This window comes from Arthrobacter sp. TmT3-37, assembly GCF_054510835.1.
Map to the genome: position 1 here is coordinate 308,692 of NZ_JBTNDU010000003.1, position 21,152 is coordinate 329,843.

Genomic DNA, 21,152 nt, shown 5'->3' on the forward strand with positions numbered 1-21,152 from the left:
CCGCTTCCCGACAGCGGTGCCCCCGGGGCCAGGGCTGTCCCCTCCCGACGCTCCATCATGGGGGAAGGATCCTTTCTATGACTGCTTTGACGCCAGGAAAGTCGACCGGGACGGACTCCGGAACGACACCATCCACGGCTGCGACCGTGCAATCCCCCTTCACGCGGTTCGCCTCCCTGCCGGAGGCGACCGGCCTCTACAACCCGGAGAACGAGAAGGACGCGTGCGGCCTCGCCGTGATCGCGACCCTGCGGGGTGAGCCCGGCCACGACATCGTCGACGCCGCCCTGACAGCGCTGCGCAACCTCGAGCACAGAGGTGCCGTGGGCGCGGACGAGGGCACCGGGGACGGTGCGGGCCTGCTGACCCAGGTCCCCGACGAGTTCTTCCGCGCCGTGGTCGACTTCCCGTTGCCGCCCGCCGGCTCCTACGTCGTCGGCACCGCGTTCCTGCCGGCCGAGGCGAAGGAGGAGGAGACGGCGCGTGCCGGGCTGGAGTCCATCGCCGAGTCCGAAGGTCTCGAGGTACTGGGCTGGCGGGTCGTCCCCGTCGTCGCCGACCTCGTGGGTGCCATGGCCCGTGCGTGCATGCCGCACTTCGTGCAGCTCTTCCTGGCCCCGGCGGACGGCAGCACGGCCGATCTCGACGGACGCGCGTTCCGGGTGCGGAAGCGTGCCCAGAACAAGTACGGCGTCTACTTCCCCTCGCTGTCCTCGAAGACCATCGTCTACAAGGGCATGCTCACCACGGCGCAGCTCGAGCCCTTCTACCCGGATCTGTCCGACGAGCGTTTCAAGACGCGCCTCGGCATCGTGCACTCCCGGTTCTCCACCAACACCTTCCCGTCCTGGCCGCTCGCGCAGCCCTTCCGGACCATCGCCCACAACGGCGAGATCAACACGGTCAAGGGCAACCGCAACTGGATGCGTGCCCGGCAGTCGCAGCTGTCCAACCCGCTGCTCGGGGACTCGCCGGAGGAGCTGTACCCGATCTGCACCCCGGGCGCCTCGGACTCGGCGTCGTTCGACGAGGTCGCGGAGCTGCTGACGCTCTCGGGCCGCCCGATCACGCACTCGATCATGATGATGATCCCGGAGGCGTGGGAGAACCACGCCACCATGGACCCCGCCCGCCGCGCGTTCTACCAGTACCACTCCATGCTCATGGAGCCCTGGGACGGACCGGCGGCCGTGTCCTTCACCGACGGCCGCCTCGTCGGTGCCGTGCTGGACCGCAACGGACTGCGCCCCGCCCGCTACTGGGTGACCGAGGACGGCCTCGTCATCCTCGCCTCCGAGGTGGGTGTTCTCGACGTCGAGCCCTCCCGCGTGGTCCGCAAGGGCCGTGTCTCGCCGGGCAAGATGTTCCTCGTCGACACGGAGGAAGGCCGCCTGATCGAGGACCAAGAGATCAAGGCCGAGGTCGCCGCCGCCAACCCGTGGGGGGAGTGGGTCAAGGAGAACCTGATCCAGCTCGAGGACCTCCCGGAGCGCGAGCACGTCATCCACACCAAGGCGTCGATCAACCGCCGCCAGCGCACCTTCGGGTACACGCAGGAGGAACTGCGCATCCTGCTCGGCCCCATGGCGAAGAGCGGCGCCGAGCCGCTCGGAGCCATGGGCTCGGACACCCCGATCGCCGTGCTGTCCAAGCGTCCGCGCCTCCTGTTCGACTACTTCGTGCAGTCCTTCGCGCAGGTGACCAACCCGCCGCTGGACTCGATCCGCGAGGAGCTCGTGACCTCGATGGGCGTCACCATCGGACCGGACGGCAACCTGCTCTCCACCGGGCAGGTGCGATCCAAGCAGATCGCCCTGAAGTTCCCCGTCATCACCAACGACGAGCTGGCGAAGATCGCCAACCTCGAGACCGACGACGGCGACCGGCTCACGGTCCGGGTGCGCGGCCTGTACCGGCACGACGGTGGCGAGGCCGCCCTGCGGGCACGCCTCGCGGAGATCTGCGAGCAGGTGTCCAGCGCGCTGAACCGCGGCGTCGAGTACGTGGTGCTGTCCGACCGCGACTCGAACGCACAGTGGGCCCCCATCCCGTCCCTGCTCCTGACCAGCGCCGTGCACCACCACCTCCTCAAGAGCGCCAACCGCACCAAGACCTCGCTCGTGGTCGAGGCCGGCGACGTGCGCGAGGTCCACCACGTGGCGGTGCTCATCGGCTACGGAGCCTCCGCGGTCAACCCCTACCTGGCCATGGAGAGCTGCGAGGAACTCGTCCGCAACGGCGACATCACCGGCGTCACGGCCGAAGCCGCCGTCGCGCATCTCATCAAGGGCCTCGGCAAGGGTGTTCTGAAGATCATGTCCAAGATGGGCATCTCGACGGTCAGCTCCTACTGCGGTGCCCAGACCTTCGAGGCGCTCGGGCTGTCGCAGGAGCTCGTCGACGAATACTTCCACGGCACGCAGACCCAGCTCGGCGGCGTCGGGCTGGACGTCGTCGCGGCCGAGACCGCCGCTCGCCATGAGAGCGCGTACCCGCAGGACGGCATCGAGGATCCTCATCGCGGCCTCGACAACGGCGGCGAGTACCAGTGGCGCCGCGAGGGGCCGCCTCACCTCTTCAACCCCGAGACCGTCTTCCGGCTGCAGCACGCCACGCGCGAGCGCCGCTACGACATCTTCAAGGCGTACACCCAGGGCGTGGACGACCAGTCGCGGGACCTGATGACGCTCCGCGGGCTGCTCAGGCTGCGCGGCGACGCACGCGAACCCATCGGCATCGACGAGGTCGAGCCGGTCTCGTCCATCGTCAAGCGTTTCTCCACGGGCGCGATGAGCTACGGCTCCATCTCGAAGGAAGCCCACGAGACGCTCGCCATCGCGATGAACCGCCTCGGTGCGAAGTCCAACACGGGTGAGGGCGGCGAGGACGTCGAGCGCCTGCTCGATCCCGAGCGTCGGTCGGCCATCAAGCAGGTCGCCTCGGGCCGGTTCGGCGTCACGAGCCTGTACCTGACGAACGCCGACGACATCCAGATCAAGATGGCCCAGGGAGCCAAGCCCGGCGAGGGCGGCCAGCTCATGAGCCAGAAGGTGTACCCCTGGATCGCGCGCACCCGGCACTCCACGCCGGGCGTCGCGCTCATCTCGCCGCCGCCGCACCACGACATCTACTCCATCGAGGACCTCGCACAGCTCATCTACGACCTCAAGAGGTCCAACCCGAGCGCACGGGTCCACGTGAAGCTGGTCTCCGAGGTGGGTATCGGCACGGTCGCCGCGGGCGTCACGAAGGCCAAGGCCGACGTCGTGCTCGTGTCGGGCCACGACGGCGGGACCGGCGCGAGCCCGCTCAATTCGCTCAAGCACGCGGGCATCCCGTGGGAGCTCGGGCTCGCCGAGACGCAGCAGACCCTCATGCTCAACGGGCTGCGCGACCGCGTGGTGGTCCAGGTGGACGGCCAGCTCAAGACCGGGCGCGACGTCGTCATCGCAGCACTGCTCGGTGGTGAGGAGTTCGGCTTCGCCACGGCACCGCTCGTGGTGTCGGGTTGCATCATGATGCGCGTCTGCCACCTCGACACGTGTCCCGTCGGCGTGGCCACGCAGAACCCGGAGCTGCGCAGCCGTTTCACGGGCAAGCCCGAGTTCGTGGTCAACTTCTTCGAGTTCATCGCCGAGGAGGTCCGCGAGATCCTCGCGGAGCTCGGCTTCCGGACGCTCGAGGAGGCCATCGGTCACAGCGAGCTGCTCGACGCCCGCGAGGCGATCGAGCACTGGAAGGCCGACGGCCTGGACCTGGACCCGATCCTGCGGGGCAACGAGTCCGACTCCGGCGAGCCGATGCGGAACATGCTCCCGCAGAACCACGAGCTGGACCAGCACTTCGACAACAAGCTCATCGAGATGAGTGCCGACGCACTGCACCACCGCTCGCCGGTACGCATCTCCGTCGACGTCGTCAATACGGACCGGTCGGTGGGCACCATGCTCGGTCACGAGGTCACCCGGACCTTCGGACTGGACACGCTGGCCACCGACACCATCGACGTCACCCTCACGGGACAGGCGGGGCAGTCGCTCGGCGCGTTCCTGCCCGCCGGGATCACGCTGCGGCTGCTCGGCGACTCGAACGACTACGTCGGCAAGGGACTGTCCGGCGGCCGCATCATCGTGCGCCCGGACCGCTCCAACGTGTTCCGCGCGGACCACAACGTGATCGCGGGCAATGTCATCGGCTACGGTGCCACGAGCGGCGAGATGTTCCTGCGCGGCCAGGTGGGGGAGCGGTTCCTCGTCCGGAACTCCGGGGCGACGGCGGTGGCCGAGGGGATCGGCGACCACGGCTGCGAGTACATGACGGGCGGCCAGGCCCTGATCCTCGGCCGCACGGGCCGCAACTTCGGTGCGGGCATGTCGGGTGGCACGGCCTACGTGCTGGACCTCGACCGCGCGCGCGTCAACAAGCAGAGCCTCGAGAACGGTGAGCTGCTGCTCGTCGGGCTGGACGCCGAGGACGTCGAGATCGTGCGGCGGCTGCTCATCCAGCACGTCGAGGAGACCGAGTCGAACCTCGCCGAGAGCCTGCTGGCGTCCTTCGAGGACACCGTCCCCCGATTCACCAAGGTCCTGCCGCGCGACTACGCCGCGGTACTGGACGCCCGCGCCACCGCCGTCGAGCAGGGCCTCGACCCTGACGGCGAAGAGGCGTGGACAAAGATCCTGGAGGTAACCGGTGGCTGACCCACGCGGATTCATGAAGGTGCGCGAGCGCCAGACCCAGCCACGCCGGCCCGTTCCGGTGCGCATCATGGACTGGAAGGAAGTGTACGAGGCGCAGGAGAAGGGCGTCCTCAAGAGCCAGGCGGGCCGCTGCATGGACTGCGGCATCCCGTTCTGCCACCAGGGCTGCCCGCTCGGGAACCTGATCCCGGAGTGGAACGACCTGACGTTCCGCGACAAGGGACGTGAGGCGATCGATCGCCTGCACGCCACGAACAACTTCCCCGAGTTCACCGGCCGGCTCTGCCCCGCACCGTGCGAGTCCTCGTGCGTGCTCGGCATCAACCAGCCGCCCGTGACCATCAAGCAGGTCGAGGTGTCCATCGCGGACCTGGCCTTCGACGAGGGCTGGGTGGAACCGCATCCGCCGGAGCGCCTGACCGACCGCACCATCGCCGTCGTCGGTTCGGGACCTGCGGGGCTCGCCGCCGCGCAGCAGCTGACGCGGGCGGGCCACACGGTGGCCGTCTACGAGCGCGACGACCGCATCGGCGGACTGCTCCGCTACGGCATCCCCGACTTCAAGATGGAGAAGATCCACCTAGAGCGCCGCCTCGACCAGATGAAGGCCGAGGGCACGCGCTTCCGGACCGGCGTCGACGTCGGCAAGGACATCAGCTGGGGCCAGCTGAAGCGGCGGTACGACGCCGTCGTCGTCGCCACCGGTGCCACCGTGCCGCGCGACCTCCCCATCCCGGGCCGGGACCTCGAGGGCGTCCACTTCGCCATGGACTACCTGGTACAGGCCAACCGCGTCGTCGCCGGCGAGGCGATCGAGGACCAGATCCATGCGGAGGGCAAGCACGTCGTCATCCTCGGCGGCGGCGACACCGGTGCCGACTGCCTGGGCACGGCCCACCGGCAGCACGCGGCATCGGTCACCACGCTCGCCATCGGCCAGCAGCCGCCCACCGAGCGCCGCCCGGACCAGCCCTGGCCCACCTTCCCCACGCTGTTCGACATCGCGAGCGCCCACGAGGAGGGCGGCGAGCGGCGCTACCTGGCCTCCACCGTCGAGTTCGTCGGCGACAACGGCGTACTGCGCGGCATCAAGGTCGCCGAGACGGAGTTCGTGAACGGCCGACGGGTGCCGAAGGAGGGCACGGAGCGCGAGATCCCCGCGGACCTCGTCTTCCTCTCCCTGGGCTTCACGGGGGCCGAGCCCGCCGGCATCACCGAGCAGGTCCAGGCCGAGTTCGACGACCGCGGGAACGTGGCACGGGACGGCTACTACATGACGAACACGCCGGGGGTCTTCTCGGCGGGCGACGCCGGCCGCGGCCAGTCGCTGATCGTCTGGGCCATCGCGGAAGGGCGCGCCTGCGCTGCCGCCGTGGACCAGTGGCTCATGGGTTCCACCAAGCTCCCCGCGCCCGTGGCGCCGACCGACCGCTCGATCGCCGTGCTCTGACCGGCTCCGCACAGAATCCCCACGACCCAAACACGACTAGGCTAGGTTTATGAGACGCGCAAAAATTGTTGCAACATTCGGCCCCGCAATCGCCAGCTATGAGAACACCCTCGCGGTGCTCGAGGCGGGCGTCGACGTAGCCCGGATGAACATGAGCCACGGCGACTACGCCGTGCACAGCAGCACCTACGAGAACGTGCGCCGCGCGTCCGAGGAACTCGGCAAGCCCGTCGGCATCTTCGCGGACCTCCAGGGTCCCAAGATCCGTCTCGGCCGGTTCGCCGACGGCCCCCACGCCCTCGCCCCCGGGGACGTCTTCACCATCACCGTCGAGGACGTCGAAGGCACGCAGGACATCTGCTCCACCACGTTCAAGGGACTGCCCCAGGACGTCAACGTGGGCGACATGCTCCTGATCGACGACGGCAAGGTCTCGCTCCGCGCCACCGCGGTCGACGACGTCAAGGTCACCACCGAGGTCGTCGTGGGCGGCATGGTGTCGAACAACAAGGGCATCAACCTGCCCGGTGTCGCCGTCAACGTCCCCGCCCTCAGCGACAAGGACGAGGAGGACCTCCGCTGGGCCATCCAGATCGGCGTCGACATGGTGGCGCTGTCCTTCGTCCGCGACGCCGGTGACGTGAAGCGCGTGCACGAGATCATGGACGAGGAAGGCCGCAGGGTCCCCGTCATCGCGAAGATCGAGAAGCCGCAGGCCGTCGACGCCCTCGAGGAGATCATCGACGCCTTCGACGCCATCATGGTGGCCCGCGGCGATCTCGGCGTCGAGCTTCCCCTGCAGGACGTCCCGATCGTCCAGAAGCGCGCCGTCGAGCTGGCCCGCCGCTGGGCCAAGCCGGTCATCGTCGCCACGCAGGTGCTCGAATCCATGATCGACAACCCCCGCCCCACGCGCGCCGAGGCGTCGGACTGCGCCAACGCCGTCCTCGACGGTGCTGACGCCGTGATGCTCTCGGGCGAGACGAGCGTCGGCAAGTACCCGATCGAGACCGTCCGCACCATGGCGGACATCATCGAGTCCACCGAGCGCCACGGCCTCGAGCGCGTCCCGCCGCTGGGCAGCAGGCCGAAGACCCGCGGTGGTGCGATCACCCGTGCCGCCGTCGAGATCTCGGACCAGCTCGACGCCAAGTACATCTGCACCTTCACGCAGTCCGGTGACTCCGCCCGGCGTCTCTCGCGCCTCCGCCCGAAGAAGCCGGTCTTCGCGTTCACCCCGGTGCAGTCGACGCTCAACACGATGTCGCTCATCTGGGGTATCCAGCCCAAGCTCGTCGAGTTCGTGGAGCACACCGACCAGATGACCTCGCAGGTGGACCGTGTCCTCTTCGAGCAGGGCCTCGTCGAGGTCGACGACCTCGTGGTCATCGCCGCCGGTTCCCCTCCCGGACAGGCCGGTTCGACCAACTCGATCAAGGTCCACCGTGTCGGCGACATCACCGACGCCGGCCAGCTTCCCGACAGCCACACGTCCTACATCAAGGAGGACGTGGGCCCCTGGCCCACCAAGAAGAAGTAGGCCGACCCACCGGTCAGACGCGAAGAGCCCCATTCGTGAGGATGGGGCTCTTCGCGTCTGCGGACCGGAGGGTCCTCGGCCAGGGGTCAGTTGACCTGGTTGATGATCGTCTCGGCGACTTCGCGCATGCTGAGGCGGCGGTCCATGGACGTCTTCTGGATCCAGCGGAAGGCCTCGGGCTCGGTGAGGCCCATCTTGGTGGTCAGCAGGCTCTTGGCACGCTCCACCAGCTTGCGGGTGGCGAACTGCTCCTGGAGGTCGGACACCTCTGCCTCGAGGGCCTTGATCTCCTCGTGGCGCGACATGGCGATCTCGATGGCGGGGATGAGGTCGGCCGGTGTGAAGGGCTTGACCACGTAGGCCATTGCACCGGCGTCGCGGGCGCGCTCGATGAGTTCCTTCTGGCTGAAGGCCGTCAGCAGGACCACCGGCGCGATACGTGCCTTGACGATCTGTTCCGCGGCGGTGATGCCGTCCATGACGGGCATCTTCACGTCCATGAGGACGAGGTCCGGCTTGTGCTCCTCGGCGAGGGCCACGGCCTTCTCGCCGTTGTCGGCCTCCGCGACGACCTCGTACCCTTCCCCACGCAGGATCTCGATGATGTCGAGTCGGATGAGCGTCTCGTCCTCGGCCACGATGACCCGGCGTGCGGGTCCGGCGGGCGTGGATTCGGTGGGTTCAGACACTGTTGCTCCTTGATGATGTGGCGTTCCGATGGGCCCGGAGAGGGCATGCTCCCGTTCCCGGAAACAGCCTATCGGCATGTAGAGTGGATTCGCGCACCGGAGGCGAATGAAGTCCCTGTACCTCCGCCCCGCCCGGGCGCGAACGGCCCGAATGGCGGAATTGGCAGACGCGCTGCACTCAAAATGCAGTATCGAGAGGTGTGTGGGTTCGAGTCCCACTTCGGGCACCGGTCCTCAGCACGTCCGGGGACGTCACTGCTCGGTCGCGGGTCGCTGCCGCTGCCGTTTCGTGGCCGACCGTCGTTCCTTGGCAGCCAGTCGCCGGCGGACCGAGCCCCTGGTGGGTCGCGTCGCCCGGCGGGCTGCCGGCTCGGGTGCGAGCGCCTCTGCCACCTTGGCGGCGAGTTTGGCCAGGGCAATCTCGCGATTGCGCAGCTGTGATCGGCGCTCCGAGGCCGTCACAGTGATCACCCCGGACACGAGACGGGGTCCGAGACGCGTGAGCAGTATCTGGCGCTGGCTGTCCGAGAGCGCCGCCGAGCGCGCGACATCCCACGAGAGTTCCGTGCGGCTGTCCGAGGTGTTGACGTGCTGGCCTCCCGGCCCGGACGAACGCGAGAACCGCCAGCCCAGTTCCGATGCGGGAATCGTGAGTGCGGGAGTCACCTCGAGATCCATGTACCAAGCGTCGCACGGTCAGGAGCAGGGAAGTCCCGCTCGAAGATGCCGGGGGTAGATTGGGTCCATGGCCAGCGAAGCGATGATCCTCGATGTCGACGGTCCGAACGGTTCCCGGGCCGTCCGCCTGTCCAGCCCGTCCCGTGTGCTCTGGCCGCAGGCCGGGCTGACCAAGCTGGACCTCGCGCGCTATCTCGTCGCCGTCGCGCCTGCCTTCCTGCGCGCCAACGGCGGACGCCCGGTCTCCCTGCAGCGCTTCGGCGGCGACGTGGACGGCGAGTACTTCTTCAGCAAGAATCCGCCGAAGGGTGCGCCGGACTACGTGCGGAGTGTGACGGTGGTCTATCCCAGTGGCCGTGCACACCCTCAGCTCGTCCTCGACGAGCCGGCGTCCGCCGTGTGGGCCGCGCAGATGAACACCGTGGTCTTCCATCCGTGGGCGTCCCGCGCGGATGCCCCCGACCTGCCGGACGAATTGCGGATCGACCTCGACCCGCAGCCCGGGACGACGTTCGCGGACGTGGTGGCGGCCGCCCACGAACTCCGGGCCGTCCTGCGGGAGGCGGGACTGACCTGCTTCGTGAAGACGTCGGGGAACCGCGGGCTCCACGTCTTCGCGCCGATCGAGCCGACCCACGAGTTCCTCGAGGTCCGCCGGGCCGTGATCGCCGCCGCACGGGAACTCGAGCGGCGCATGCCGGACCGGGTGACGACGGCCTGGTGGAAGGAGGAACGCGGTGCCCGCATCTTCGTGGACTACAACCAGGCGAACCGCGATCGCACCATGGCCGGCGCGTACAGCCCGCGCGCCCTGCCCCACGCCCCCGTGTCGTGCCCACTCAGCTGGGACGAACTGACCGGCGTCGACCCGGCAGCCTTCACCATCACGACCGTGCCCCAGAGGCTGGCGACGACCGGCGACCCCTGGGAGGGGCTGCATGCCGATCCCGGGAGCATCGACGTCCTCCGCGAATGGTGGGACCGCGACGTCGAGGCGGGACTGGGCGAGCTGCCGTTCCCGCCGGACTTCCCGAAGATGCCAGGGGAACCTCTGCGCGTGCAGCCCAGCCGCGCACGTAACCGCGCCTGAGCCGCCCTGTCAACGAAAGGCCGGACGAGCAGTTCCCGGCGCGAGCCCCTGCCCGCGCTGGTAGAACGGGAGGGAACGTTGCCGCGCCCGGCAGGAGCCGGGCCTGACTCCGGCCGCTGCCCGGCCATCGGGAGAACCATGAAGAAGACCGTGCTGTTCTCGACCCTCCTGCTCATCCTGGTCACCGGGTGCGGCGGAAATCCCGCCACCGATGCCGAGCCTCCCGGTCCAACGCCCGACCCCGCCGAGACGGCGACCGAGCAGGCCGCAGCACCATCGGATGCGCCGTCCGTCGAGGGCCTCGCGGATGCCAACAGCGGTACGTTCTCGTTCCTGATCGATGAGGCCAGGGGCGACGTCGTCCTGCCGGCCGAGGCGCCCGAGGATGTCGAGGCGGTGCGCGAGGAGCTGGGCCAGGAGGCGGTGACCTATTCACTGGTGACCGTGCAGAATCCCGAAGGGGGAGTGACCCTCGACCTGGAGACGATCACCGTCTCCACTCCGGAAGGCCAGGACCTCGAGCTGAGGCCGGCAGCGACCGTCCTCGAGGAATGGGGTGCGGCGACGACCTCCGGGGAGTCCTCCCCGGAGGTCGTCGACCTGGTGGAGCAGTACAGCGGGGGAGCGTTGCCCGGGGAGACGAGCGAACTGCTCATGATCGGGGCGTTCCCCGACGTACCGGAGACCGTCCAGCGCGTTCTGGTCCAGCCGACGGGCGGGGCCGACCCGGTGGAGGCGACTGTCCGTCCGGAGTCCTGAGCCGGTTCGCACGACCGGCCGGACACCGCTGCGGAGTAAACTCAGGCTATGCCGAGCAAGGAGCACACCCGCACTGCTGTGGTCATCGAAGACGACGATGACGTCCGCGATCTGCTGCACACCGTGCTGACCGGCGCGGGCTTCCGTGTGCACACCGCGCCGGCCGGTCTCGCCGGTGTCGAGATGGTCCGCCGCCTCATGCCGGACGTGGTGACGCTCGACGTCGGCCTGCCGGACATCGACGGCTTCGAAGTGGCGGAGCGGATCCGCAGGTTCTCGACGACCTTCATCGTCATGCTCACGGCGCGCGCCCATCCGTCGGACGAGAAACGGGGCTTCGAGGCCGGCGCCGACCGCTATCTCCGCAAGCCGTTCCGTCCGGCGGAGCTGCGCCGGCACATCCAGGAAGGCATGGCGGCGGCGGACGCCTGATGGGTGTCATTGGCGGGCGTCGCTCAGTGGCTGCGCGCCCCCGCCGTGCTCACGAGCACGGGCCGGTTGAGGGCGTCGGAGACCGCTCCCGTCACGACGGCGAAGATCCCCTTGTGCAGGTAGTCGGCGGTCTTCTCGCCGGCAGGCCAAAGGGAGGGGGCTGCGCCCGCACCCGTGGCGTTCTCCAGCGTCTGGTCGAACGCGAGGCGGACGACGGCGTGCGCCGCCGTTGCGGAACCCCCACGGATCCCCGTCACCGACCACAGGCCGCGGAGCGCGCCCAGGGTCGCTCCGGTCAGCCAGTGCATGGCGTGGTTCCACACGGGGTAGCAGACGGCGTCGTCGGTGGGCCGACCCAGCAGGATCCGGAGGGTCCGGGCGGGGATGTGCGAGTCCGGACGACCCGTGATGCGTTGCTCCACGAGTTCTCCGACCGTCATCGCGGCCGTCCCGACCAGGCCCGCTGCCACGCCGCGCAACGCCGCCCGGGCGAGGACGGGACCGCGATCCGTCACTTGTCGTTCCCGCCGTCCGGGGCGTCGTCGAGGTCGTTGCCGCGACTGTCGTCCCCGAGGTCGGTGTCGATCCCGTTGTTGTCGTCGTAGTTCCCGGTGTCGGTGCCGGAGTTGTCGCTGTCCTTGTTGCCGAGATCGCACCCGCCCAGGAAGAGGGCGCCGGCGGCGAGAACGGCGGCGATGGTCTTCGTCTTCTTGTCGGCCACGGGGTCTCCGTTCGAGTTCCTACCGGGGCGGCGGTGGTGCCGCCCTTCTTTCACGGTAGGCAGCGCCCTCGGGCGGGGCAACATGAGTTCCCGGCTCAGTCGGAGCTTGCAATCGCGACCCCGCACCCGCCCGGTAGGTCGCCGTCGTGCTCATCGGACGGGCCGGATCGTTGCCCGATCCGGTCGGCTCCGCATCGGGGTACGGTGTCCCGTTCCCGGCTCGGAAGGAGCTGCACCGCGGCCGGTACGCCGGATCAGTCCCTGATCTCCCGGATCAAGTTCGTGATGCGGGCCGTGGAGAGGCGCCGACCCTGCTCGTCGGTCATCACCACCTCGTGCGTCGTGAGGGTCCGGCCGAGGTGGATGGCCGTCGCGGTGCCCGTCACCGTGCCGGAATCGATGCTGCGGTGGTGCGTCGCTCCCACCTCGATGCCGACGGCCTGCCTGCCCGGGCCGGCGTGGAGTCCCGCGGCGAACGACCCCAGGGTCTCGGCGAGCACCACGTGGGCGCCGCCGTGGAGGATGCCCGCGACCTGCTGGTTGCCCTCGACCGGCATGGTGGCGACCATGCGCTCGGCGCTCATCTCGGAGAAGACGATGCCCATCTTCACGGTCAGGGCGCCGACGCCGTAGCGGCCGAGCCAGCTGTGCATCTCGGGCGGGATGCCCGCTGCGACGAGCTCGGCCAGCCGGTCTTCGGAGGGTGCGTGGACGGCGTCGGGCCGGGTGCGGTTGTCTGTCATGGCAACTAGGCTGGCACCTGTGAGTGAAACGACCAAACCAGCTGCCACCCTGACCATCGCACCGCCCGCGGAGAGCACTCCGGACGGCTCTGTGGCACCGGCCGGCGGGCAGGCGCCGGCGCGTCGCAGCGACGGTTCACGCAACCGGCTCCTCGTCATCGACGGGCACTCCATGGCCTTCCGTGCCTTCTACGCGCTCCCGCCCGAGAACTTCTCGACCGACACCGGCCAGCACACGAATGCGGTCTACGGCTTCACGGCGATGCTCATCAACCTCATCAAGGACCAGAAGCCGAGCCACGTGGCAGTCGCTTTCGACCTCGACACACCGACCTTCCGCTCCGAGGAGTACACGGAGTACAAGGGCGGCCGTTCCAAGACGCCCGAGGAGTTCCACGGACAGGTGGACCTGATCATCAAGGTCATGGAGGCGATGCGCATCCCGACCATCTCCCTCGACGGCTACGAGGCGGACGACATCCTGGCCACCCTCGCGTACCAGGCGGCGAGTGCCGATTGGGACGTGCAGGTGGTGAGCGGGGACCGGGACGCCTTCCAGCTCGTCAACGACCGCGTGACCGTGCTCTATCCGAAGCAGGGCGTGACCAACATCCCGCAGATGGATGCGCAGGCCATCGAGGAGAAGTACTTCGTACCGCCGCACCAGTACTCGGACCTCGCTGCGCTGGTGGGGGAGAGCGCCGACAACCTGCCGGGGGTACCCGGCGTCGGCCCGAAGACCGCGGCGAAGTGGATCAAGCTGTACGGGGGGCTCGAGGGGATCCTCGAGAACCTCGACAAGATCGGCGGGAAGGTCGGGGATTCGCTGCGCGCCAACATCGAGGACGTCAAGCGGAACCGGCGCCTGAACCGGCTGCTCACCGATCTGGACCTACCCGTGGACCTCGACGCCATGGTCTCGCAGCACCCGGACCGGTCGGCGGTCGAGGACCTCTTCGATTCCCTGCAGTTCAACACGCTGCGCAAACGGCTGTTCGACCTCTTCGGCGAGGAGGAGACCGCTGACGAGGGCGATGAGCAGAGTGCTCCCGCACACGTGCTGCTCGACGACGCCGCCGGACTCGAGCAATGGTTCAGGGCCACGAACCAGGCGCAGGCCTCGGTGGCGCTGGCCACCGAGACGACGGCCGGGGTGACCGACGTCGTCGGGGTCGCCGTGGTCACCGGGCTCTCCGCAGCCTTCATCCCGCTGGAAGCGCTCGATGCCGAGGCCGAGAAGGTGCTGGGGGACTGGCTGTCCGACACCGACGCGCCGAAGATCGTCCACGACTTCAAGGCAGTGTTCAAGCTGCTGTCCGCCCGGGGCCTCGTGCTGGCGGGGGAGATCGACGATACAGCCCTCTCCGGGTACCTCATCCAGCCCGACCGGCGGAGCTACGATCTCGCCGACCTCGCCCAGTACCACCTGCGGCTGTCCATCACGGCGTCTGCCAATGATTCGTCGGGCCAGCAGGCGCTCGACCTCGGCGGCAACGACGTCGCATCGCCGGCCGTGGTCGCCGCCTATGCCGCACTGCGCCTCAGTGAGCACTTCGCCGGTCAGCTCGTCGAGCGCGGGGCCAACCAGCTGCTCGGTGGGCTGGAGCTTCCGCTCGCGGAAGTGCTCGCCCGCATGGAACTCACCGGCGTGGCCGTCTCCGTCGACGGGCTCGACCGGCTCTTCGACGACTTCTCGAAGACGATCAGTGCCGCCGGAGCCGAGGCGTACCGGATCATCGGCAAGGAGATCAATCTCGGCTCGCCGAAGCAGCTGCAGACCGTCCTGTTCGACGAGCTCGAGCTGCCGAAGACCAAGAAGATCAAGACGGGCTATTCCACCGACGCCGACGCCCTGACGGACCTGATCGCCAAGACGGGGCACCCCTTCCTCGAGCAGCTTCTCGCCTACCGCGATGCACTGAAGCTCCGCCAGACGGTCGAGGGGCTACGGAAGGCGGTGGACGACGACGGCCGCATCCACACCACGTACCTGCAGACCATCGCGGCGACAGGCCGGCTTTCCTCGACCAATCCGAACCTGCAGAACATTCCCGTCCGTTCCGACGAGGGCCGCCGTATCCGCGAGGTGTTCGTCGTCGGGCAGGGACGCAACGGCGAGAAGTTCGAGAGCCTGATGACGGCCGACTACTCGCAGATCGAGATGCGCATCATGGCGCACCTGTCCGGTGACGAGGGACTCATCTCGGCGTTCCAGGAGGGCGAGGACCTCCACCGCTTCGTCGGCTCGCACATCTTCGGCGTCGCGCCGGAGGAAGTCACCAGCGCCATGCGGTCCAAGGTGAAGGCGATGTCCTACGGGCTGGTCTACGGCCTGAGCTCGTTCGGGCTCTCCAAGCAGCTCAACATCTCAGTCGACGAGGCGCGCACCCTCATGCGTGACTACTTCGAGCGCTTCGGCGCGGTGCGTGACTACCTGCGCGGCATCGTGGAGCAGGCCCGCAAGGACGGCTTCACCTCCACCATCGAGGGTCGGCGCCGCTACCTGCCGGACCTGTCGAGCGACAACCGGCAGCTCCGCGAGATGGCAGAGCGGGCGGCCCTCAACGCGCCCATCCAGGGTTCGGCTGCGGACATCATCAAGAAGGCCATGCTCGGCGTCGACGACGCACTGACCCAGCGGGGCCTCGCGTCGCGCATGCTGCTGCAGGTGCACGACGAACTCGTGCTCGAGATCGCCGAGGGTGAGTCCGAGGAGGTCGAGGCGCTTGTGCGGCAGCAGATGGGCGCAGCGGCGGATCTCTCCGTTCCGCTCGACGTCTCGGTGGGTACAGGAGCAAGCTGGCACGACGCCGCCCACTAGGTGTAGTGCGCCGGGGACGACCTGAGCGCCCGCGGACCAGAACGAGGTGTTGCGGTGCTCCGGTCCGGTCCGGTCCGGTCCGTTCTGGCCTGTGACGGTCTTGTCGGATCCGTATCGGTTCTTCCGAAGCAGGGCTGATCTGCTCACGTCCGTTCCGGTCGATCGAGTCAATCGAGTCAATCGAGTCAATCGAGTCAATTCGGTCGATCAGGTCGATCAGGGCGGTTCAGGCGGTTCAAGTTAAGTCATGTCGGGTCAGGTCGGACCATAGCGGTTCAGGTCAGTACCTCTTTGTTCCCGCCCGGGTAGGTCTGTTCCGGTCGGTTCCAACCAGGGGTGGTCTGTTCCGGTTGGCTCCAGCCTGACCTCGTCTGCTCCGCCCTGTTCCAGGCAAGGGTGGCGGGGATGCCCCGGGTCATGTCGTGGAGTGGTTCGAGGGGCCGTCGTCCTTGGTGGTGTGGTTCGTCGTGCAGCTGTTCGTGGTGGTGTGGTTCGTCGTGCAGCTGTTCGTGGTGCAGTAGTTCGTCTCTCGAACGATTCGTCCGGTGTGCCAGTAGGTGTTGGTCCGGGGAGCGCCTGCCCGGCCAGGGTATCCGGGCGCGTGGAACCAGGCAATGCCGCTTCGGGGCTCTATCCTCCACGTGCCCTGGTGGATGAGGTGGTGGTGTCGTGAGCACAGCAGTGCTCCGTTGCTGATGCTCGTTCTCCCGCCGCGGGACCAGGGGTCGATGTGGTGGGCTTCGCACCAGGGCGCCGGGATGGTGCAATCCGGGAAGGCACAGCCCTTGTCACGGGCGACCAGGGCTCGACGCAGGTGGGGTGGGAAGAGGCGTTGGGCTCTCCCGAGGTCCAGGACCTGACCCGCACCGCCGAGGATGATCGGGATGATGTCCGCGTCGCAGGCGATCCGCCGGATGGTCCTGGCACTGGCCTGGCCGGCGAAGACCGTGTGACCCGGCCGCTGCTTTGCCCGCTGCGTCTGACCGGTGAGGCCCCTGGCGAGGTTGCCGGGGAGGTCCAGGGTGAGGTTCTGGGTTTGGTCGATGAGGTCCTGATAATCGATGGTGACCATCACCTGAGGTCGGTGGCCGCCGGTTGCCGGAAGACCCGTCGTGCTCAGGGCGATCTTGCACGCGGAGACCAATCCTTCGAGCAACATCTGAGCCCTTGTTGCTCCCTCCGGGTCACCGTACAAATCCGTGTTTCTGCCTGAATCTGATCCTTCACCCCAACCGGAGCTTGCACTGAACCCTGTACCCAACTCTGCGCCGTAGCCGATGTCTGATCCTGGCCCGCTCTCGGCAGCAGCACCGGAGGCACCGGATTCGCCCGCGCTTTCGGCCGCAGCGACGATGCCGTCGGCAGCGGCAGCGGCACCGGCCGTACTGGCGCGGTCGGCGTGCATGCGCGGATTGGTGGCGGTGTTCATGACGGTGGCGAGGTGTTCGAACTGCTCGTCGGTGGCGCCGATCTCGAGGACGTGCAGGCCATGGCGGCGGCCCCTGAGGAAGACGCCCTGGCGAGCCCGGAGCACCTTGTCGGTGGGTTCCTGCCCGTCCTGGTCGAGGACTCCTTCCCAGCGGCGGGCCACGACCCGCAGGATGTCCTCGTCGGACTCGACCGCCTGCCGGGTCAGGTGGTCCTCCATCGACTCGACCTCTTCCGGGGTCGCGAAGGACTGCACCCGTTGTACTGCCTGGGACACGATCGTCGCGGCCCGACCGCTGACCAGGCCCGTCTCCACCACTGCACTGAGGGTCTCCAGCCGGGCAGGCAGCGCCGCACCCGTTGGCGACATCCGGCACAGCACCAGGTCCGCCAGGGCCAGCCGGCGTCGGGCTTCGGCACGGCTGATCCCCAGGGTCCCGCGCAGGAAGTCCGCGCAATCCCTGAATCCATCTGGTGCTGCACCCTCCCGCGACCCCCAGAAGGATCCCGTGGCGCTGCCGACACCCAACGACGCGGTACCCCACGAAGCGGTGCTCGAGGAAGCGGTAGCCGACGAAGCGGTGCTCGAGGAAGCGGTGCTCGAGGAAGCGGTACCCGCGGAGGCGGTGCTGCAAGCGGCCGGAATCGGAGCCTCGGCGCGAATGGCCTGTTCTGCCCGGGCCAGCAGCGACCCGGGTGCGGACGTACTCCCGGACGTACTGCCGTGATCGGGTTCGTCGACCCGGTAGTGTTCCTCGGCGAGGCGTGCGGCGAGGACTTGCAGATGGTCCACGACCCTCGAGACACGTTCGATGTCGATGATGAGCTGCAGTGCCTCCGGCCGGGAGGGGACACGGCCTTGCCGGCCCAGCTCTCGGGCATACTCCGTGAGCGCAGCGAAGGCCGAGTTCAGCGTACCCACTGCAGTCGGGGTCTGCGCGGAACACTCGAGCGGGGCAATGGCCATACCCTGAATTTTATCGAACACGCGTACTATTCCGCGTGCTCCTCGGCCTATGTGGACAACGACAGGACGCTCCCCATTTTCATGGAATCGGGGTGCGATCGCTCACGAGATCAGAGGTGGGGCGCCGTCGTCGTACTTCTCCCGACGCGAGCGCGCGAAGAGGCGTCCCGGCCCCTCCGTCGGACGGTGTCGTCGGACCATGCCCGGCCCGAGCGCCCGAAGACACACACCGTCCCTCCGCCGGACGGCGTCGTCCTCCCGCGCTCGGCACAGGAGCCTGGAAAGGCATTCCGGCCCTCGAGCCGGGCGCCGTCGTCGTACTCCTCCCGATGCGAGCGCGCTAAGAGGCGCCCCGCCCCCGCCGCCGGAGGGCGTCGTCCTGCCACCCCTGAAGTCGGCGCCGACGGCGCCCCTGGTCCACGCCGGACCGCCGCGGCTAGGGTGGTGGAGTGAGCCACAACACCGCACCCGACCTGCACACCGAGATCTTCAGCCCTGCCGCCGACGAGGACGTCACGGCGGACGGCCGCTTCACGAAGTGGCTCGATGCGGAGGGGATCGGGTTCCACGAGGGCACGTTCGATCCGGAGGACATCCCGAAATTCCTCGGGGCGTACCAGGCGGACCAGCGGGTCCTGTGGGGCGTCCACGATCGTGCCCAGCCCGCCGAGGCTCTCGGTGCGGACCATCCGGTGGCCACCTACGGCACGATGGTGCATCCGCTCAACGTCGGAGCGGGACAGATCGAAGCCCACCAGATCACAGCTGTCACTGTCCGGCCGAGCCACCGGCGCAACGGCATCCTGCGCTCCATGATGACCTGGGACCTTCGGGAGGCCGCGGAACGGGGGCTCCCGCTGGCCATCCTGACCGCGTCGGAGGCGACGATCTACGGGCGCTTCGGATTCGGCTGCGCCACGTTCACACAGGCCGTCGAGGTGGACGTCCGCGAGCGGTTCGAGGTGACGGCACCGAGAACCGGTACGACGACGCTGGTGGCCCGGGAGCACGCAGTGCGCCTCGCCGAGCAGATCTTCGCAGGCTTCCACGCCGTGACCTTCGGCTCCGTCGGCCGGCAGTACGCCTACCCGCGCCGCGCCTCGGGCGAGTGGGGCAGGGAACGGCCGGTCGAGGACCGCAACGTGCGGATGGCGGTGCACTACGACGCCGAGGGGACGCCGGCAGGGTACGTGTCCTACCGCTTCGCAGGCTGGGACACGACGCCCTACACGATGAAGATCGTGGATCTGGTGGCAGCGACACCCTCTGCCTACCTCGAACTGTGGCGGTACCTGGGATCGCTCGACCTCGTGCAGGTCGTCACCTGGGACGGAGCGCGGCGGGACGACCCGCTGCCCTGGGCGCTGCGGGACCGGCGCTGCTATGACGTGAAGGGGACCGAGGACGTCCTCTGGGTCCGCCTGCTCGACGTGCCGGCCGCGCTCGGCAGGCGTTCGTACCGTGGAAGCGGCACGATCGTCCTGGAGGTCCTGGACGCGCTCGGGCTCGCCGGAGGCTCCTACGTCCTGACCGTCGTGGACGGCGTCGCCCAGGTGGAGCACGTCGAGGCCGCGGCGGCACCCGACGCCACCCTCACCATCAATGCGCTCGGTTCGCTGTACCTCGGGGGAGTGTCGGCTTCAGCACTCGCAGCGGCCGGCGCTCTCGACGCTGCAGCCGAGGACGCTGTCGAGCTCCTCGACACGCTGTTCGGACGCTCCGAGGAGCCGTATTGCATCACGCATTTCTAGATCCGCCTCCAGGCGGAGCGTCGGATCGGATCGAGGGTGTCTGCGAAGCGCGGCGCCGACGGCCGATCCGAGGGTGCAGGAAGAAGGGGTGATGAGCCGATGCCCGTCGGAGGTCACGCCGCCGTGGACGGCAGGGGAAGGAAACGGGGGAGGAAGACAGCGGCAGCCCCGCTGAGGAGGACCAGGAGCACCCAACCGGAGGTGCTGCCCACGGTGTCCCGGAGCGCACCTATCAGCGTGTTGCCGCAGACCACGGCGAGGCCTCCGCAGCTGGCGAGGAGCCCGTAGTAGGCACCCAGCGGTCGTGCCCCGGCGAAACCTTGCACCTGCTGCAGCCCGGCGGGCCCGACGAGCATGCGTCCGAGGCTGAGGAGGACGACGAGACACACCGGTCCAGTGGCCGCCGGGAGTCCGGGCACGAGGTGCATGCCGGTGGTACCGAGCAGCGTGATCAGCAGAAAGGCCACGGCGATGCACGAGAACCCGGCCCGTAGCGCCGCGACCGTCCCCATCCTCGCTGCCACGGACGACGCCGGTAGTTGGAGTGCGATCGTCAGGATCGAGGCGATGGTGAACAGCACGCCCAGAAGTCCGGCGCCCGCCCCGCTCTGCTGGAGTTCGAGAGGGAGCGTGAAGTACAGCTGGTTGTACGCGAGGAGGTTGATGCCGAAGAACGCGCAGAACGCGAGGAAGCGACGCTCCCGCAGGCAGGCCCAGGTGTCATGGCCCCCGGCTGCTGCTCGGGGCGAGGGGGCCGTCGTCGGAAGCCCCCGCGGCATGATCAGCCAGAGGACCACTCCCACCGTGAGGAAGAGGCAGGCGGCGGACCCGGCGACGATCGGGAACCCGAGTGGCAGGAGGCCGGTACCGACCAGGGGCCCGGTGACGGCGCCCACTTCGCCGAACAGGACGAGCCACGCGAACAGACTCCGGCGCCGGCTGCCGTCCACTGCGCGGGCTCGATCGAGTGCGCCGACGAGCCCCTCGACGGCGGGCGAGAAGAGAGCGCCACCCATGCCGGTCAGTACGGCGCCCAGAAGGAACGGCCAGAAGCTGTCGGCCGCGGCCAATCCGTAATAGCCCGCTGCCCGGAGCACGCAACCGGACAGGATGCTGCGGCGAGGGCCCCACCGGTCGGCAAGCACCCCTCCGAGCAGGAACAGGCCCTGCTGGCTGAAGGTCCTCACACCGAGGACGACGCCGATGGCGGCGGCACCCAGCCCGAGGTCCTCGGACATGACGAGCGCCAGGAAGGGGACGACGGCGTAGAAGCCGATGTTGAAGACCAGTTGGGTGGACAGGAGCACCGATGCGCCGCCCTGGGTCGTCGAGGGAGCAGGGATCATCGGGAGAGATCACCGGAGGCGGAGCGTGTCACCCGGG

Annotated in this window: 16 protein-coding genes and 1 tRNA gene; 10 read left to right on the forward strand and 7 right to left on the reverse strand. The window is 68.6% G+C overall.

The features are described from left to right. Positions 1 to 77 precede the first annotated feature (77 nt). From gltB to pyk, 3 genes are read left to right on the forward strand one after another with little or no spacing between them, the layout of a single operon-like run. Positions 78 to 4,700: a glutamate synthase large subunit gene (gene gltB, locus ACX80U_RS06495; RefSeq protein ID WP_459267821.1), complete on the forward strand. Its 4,623-nt coding sequence runs from the start codon at positions 78 to 80 to the stop codon at positions 4,698 to 4,700. Then, positions 4,693 to 6,150 (forward strand): glutamate synthase subunit beta, encoded by a 1,458-nt coding sequence (locus ACX80U_RS06500; protein WP_133081841.1) that lies wholly within the window; start codon positions 4,693 to 4,695, stop codon positions 6,148 to 6,150. The genes gltB and ACX80U_RS06500 overlap by 8 nt, the downstream gene beginning before the upstream one ends. A gap of 49 nt (positions 6,151 to 6,199) precedes the next feature. Continuing rightward, the gene (pyk, locus tag ACX80U_RS06505; protein WP_133081842.1) at positions 6,200 to 7,690 is read left to right on the forward strand and encodes a pyruvate kinase; all 1,491 of its coding nucleotides are present in this window, start codon (positions 6,200 to 6,202) and stop codon (positions 7,688 to 7,690) included. A gap of 86 nt (positions 7,691 to 7,776) precedes the next feature. Here the strand turns inward: pyk and ACX80U_RS06510 are convergent, their stop codons facing one another. Beyond that, the gene (locus ACX80U_RS06510) at positions 7,777 to 8,379 is read right to left on the reverse strand and encodes an ANTAR domain-containing response regulator (protein WP_208741031.1); all 603 of its coding nucleotides are present in this window, start codon (positions 8,377 to 8,379) and stop codon (positions 7,777 to 7,779) included. Between the two features lie 145 nt (positions 8,380 to 8,524). On the opposite strand from ACX80U_RS06510, the gene ACX80U_RS06515 reads away from it, so the two are divergent. Beyond that, a tRNA-Leu gene (locus ACX80U_RS06515) sits at positions 8,525 to 8,606 on the forward strand. A gap of 25 nt (positions 8,607 to 8,631) precedes the next feature. On the opposite strand, the gene arfB is transcribed toward ACX80U_RS06515, so the two are convergent. After that, complete coding sequence (gene arfB / locus ACX80U_RS06520) at positions 8,632 to 9,057, reverse strand: alternative ribosome rescue aminoacyl-tRNA hydrolase ArfB (RefSeq protein WP_459267822.1); 426 nt, start codon at positions 9,055 to 9,057, stop codon at positions 8,632 to 8,634. Positions 9,058 to 9,124: 67 nt separating this feature from the next. Between arfB and ligD the strand changes: the two genes are divergently transcribed. From ligD to ACX80U_RS06535, 3 genes are all read left to right on the forward strand, one after another. Further along, complete coding sequence (gene ligD, locus ACX80U_RS06525; protein WP_459267823.1) at positions 9,125 to 10,147, forward strand: non-homologous end-joining DNA ligase; 1,023 nt, start codon at positions 9,125 to 9,127, stop codon at positions 10,145 to 10,147. Between the two features lie 138 nt (positions 10,148 to 10,285). Then, a complete protein-coding gene (locus tag ACX80U_RS06530; protein ID WP_459267824.1) occupies positions 10,286 to 10,906 on the forward strand; it encodes a hypothetical protein in 621 nt (206 codons plus the stop codon). Between the two features lie 48 nt (positions 10,907 to 10,954). Beyond that, positions 10,955 to 11,338: a response regulator transcription factor gene (locus tag ACX80U_RS06535; protein WP_133081847.1), complete on the forward strand. Its 384-nt coding sequence runs from the start codon at positions 10,955 to 10,957 to the stop codon at positions 11,336 to 11,338. Between the two features lie 23 nt (positions 11,339 to 11,361). On the opposite strand, the gene ACX80U_RS06540 is transcribed toward ACX80U_RS06535, so the two are convergent. From ACX80U_RS06540 to ACX80U_RS06550, 3 genes are all read right to left on the reverse strand, one after another. Continuing rightward, positions 11,362 to 11,853 (reverse strand): hypothetical protein, encoded by a 492-nt coding sequence (locus tag ACX80U_RS06540; protein WP_459267825.1) that lies wholly within the window; start codon positions 11,851 to 11,853, stop codon positions 11,362 to 11,364. Continuing rightward, entirely contained in the window at positions 11,850 to 12,059 is a 210-nt protein-coding gene (locus ACX80U_RS06545) for a hypothetical protein (RefSeq protein WP_208741039.1), read from the reverse strand. The genes ACX80U_RS06540 and ACX80U_RS06545 overlap by 4 nt, the downstream gene beginning before the upstream one ends. A 254-nt stretch (positions 12,060 to 12,313) precedes the next feature. After that, a complete protein-coding gene (locus ACX80U_RS06550; protein ID WP_459267826.1) occupies positions 12,314 to 12,802 on the reverse strand; it encodes a hotdog fold thioesterase in 489 nt (162 codons plus the stop codon). Positions 12,803 to 12,974: 172 nt separating this feature from the next. Here ACX80U_RS06550 and polA point away from each other — a divergent pair, with 172 nt between their 5' ends. Further along, entirely contained in the window at positions 12,975 to 15,623 is a 2,649-nt protein-coding gene (polA, locus tag ACX80U_RS06555; protein ID WP_459267885.1) for a DNA polymerase I, read from the forward strand. A 415-nt stretch (positions 15,624 to 16,038) separates the two neighbouring features. On the opposite strand, the gene ACX80U_RS06560 is transcribed toward polA, so the two are convergent. Next, positions 16,039 to 17,580 carry an HNH endonuclease signature motif containing protein gene (locus ACX80U_RS06560; protein WP_459267886.1) on the reverse strand — a complete coding sequence of 514 codons (1,542 nt, stop codon included), beginning with the start codon at positions 17,578 to 17,580 and terminating at the stop codon, positions 16,039 to 16,041. Here ACX80U_RS06560 and ACX80U_RS06565 point away from each other — a divergent pair. Together ACX80U_RS06565 and ACX80U_RS06570 are read left to right on the forward strand one after the other, a co-directional pair. Continuing rightward, complete coding sequence (locus ACX80U_RS06565; RefSeq protein ID WP_459267889.1) at positions 17,561 to 17,779, forward strand: hypothetical protein; 219 nt, start codon at positions 17,561 to 17,563, stop codon at positions 17,777 to 17,779. The genes ACX80U_RS06560 and ACX80U_RS06565 overlap by 20 nt on opposite strands. A gap of 688 nt (positions 17,780 to 18,467) precedes the next feature. Further along, complete coding sequence (locus ACX80U_RS06570; protein ID WP_459267827.1) at positions 18,468 to 19,769, forward strand: GNAT family N-acetyltransferase; 1,302 nt, start codon at positions 18,468 to 18,470, stop codon at positions 19,767 to 19,769. Between the two features lie 113 nt (positions 19,770 to 19,882). Here ACX80U_RS06570 and ACX80U_RS06575 read toward each other — a convergent pair whose 3' ends face one another. Further along, the gene (locus ACX80U_RS06575) at positions 19,883 to 21,115 is read right to left on the reverse strand and encodes an MFS transporter (protein WP_459267828.1); all 1,233 of its coding nucleotides are present in this window, start codon (positions 21,113 to 21,115) and stop codon (positions 19,883 to 19,885) included. Positions 21,116 to 21,152 lie beyond the last annotated feature (37 nt).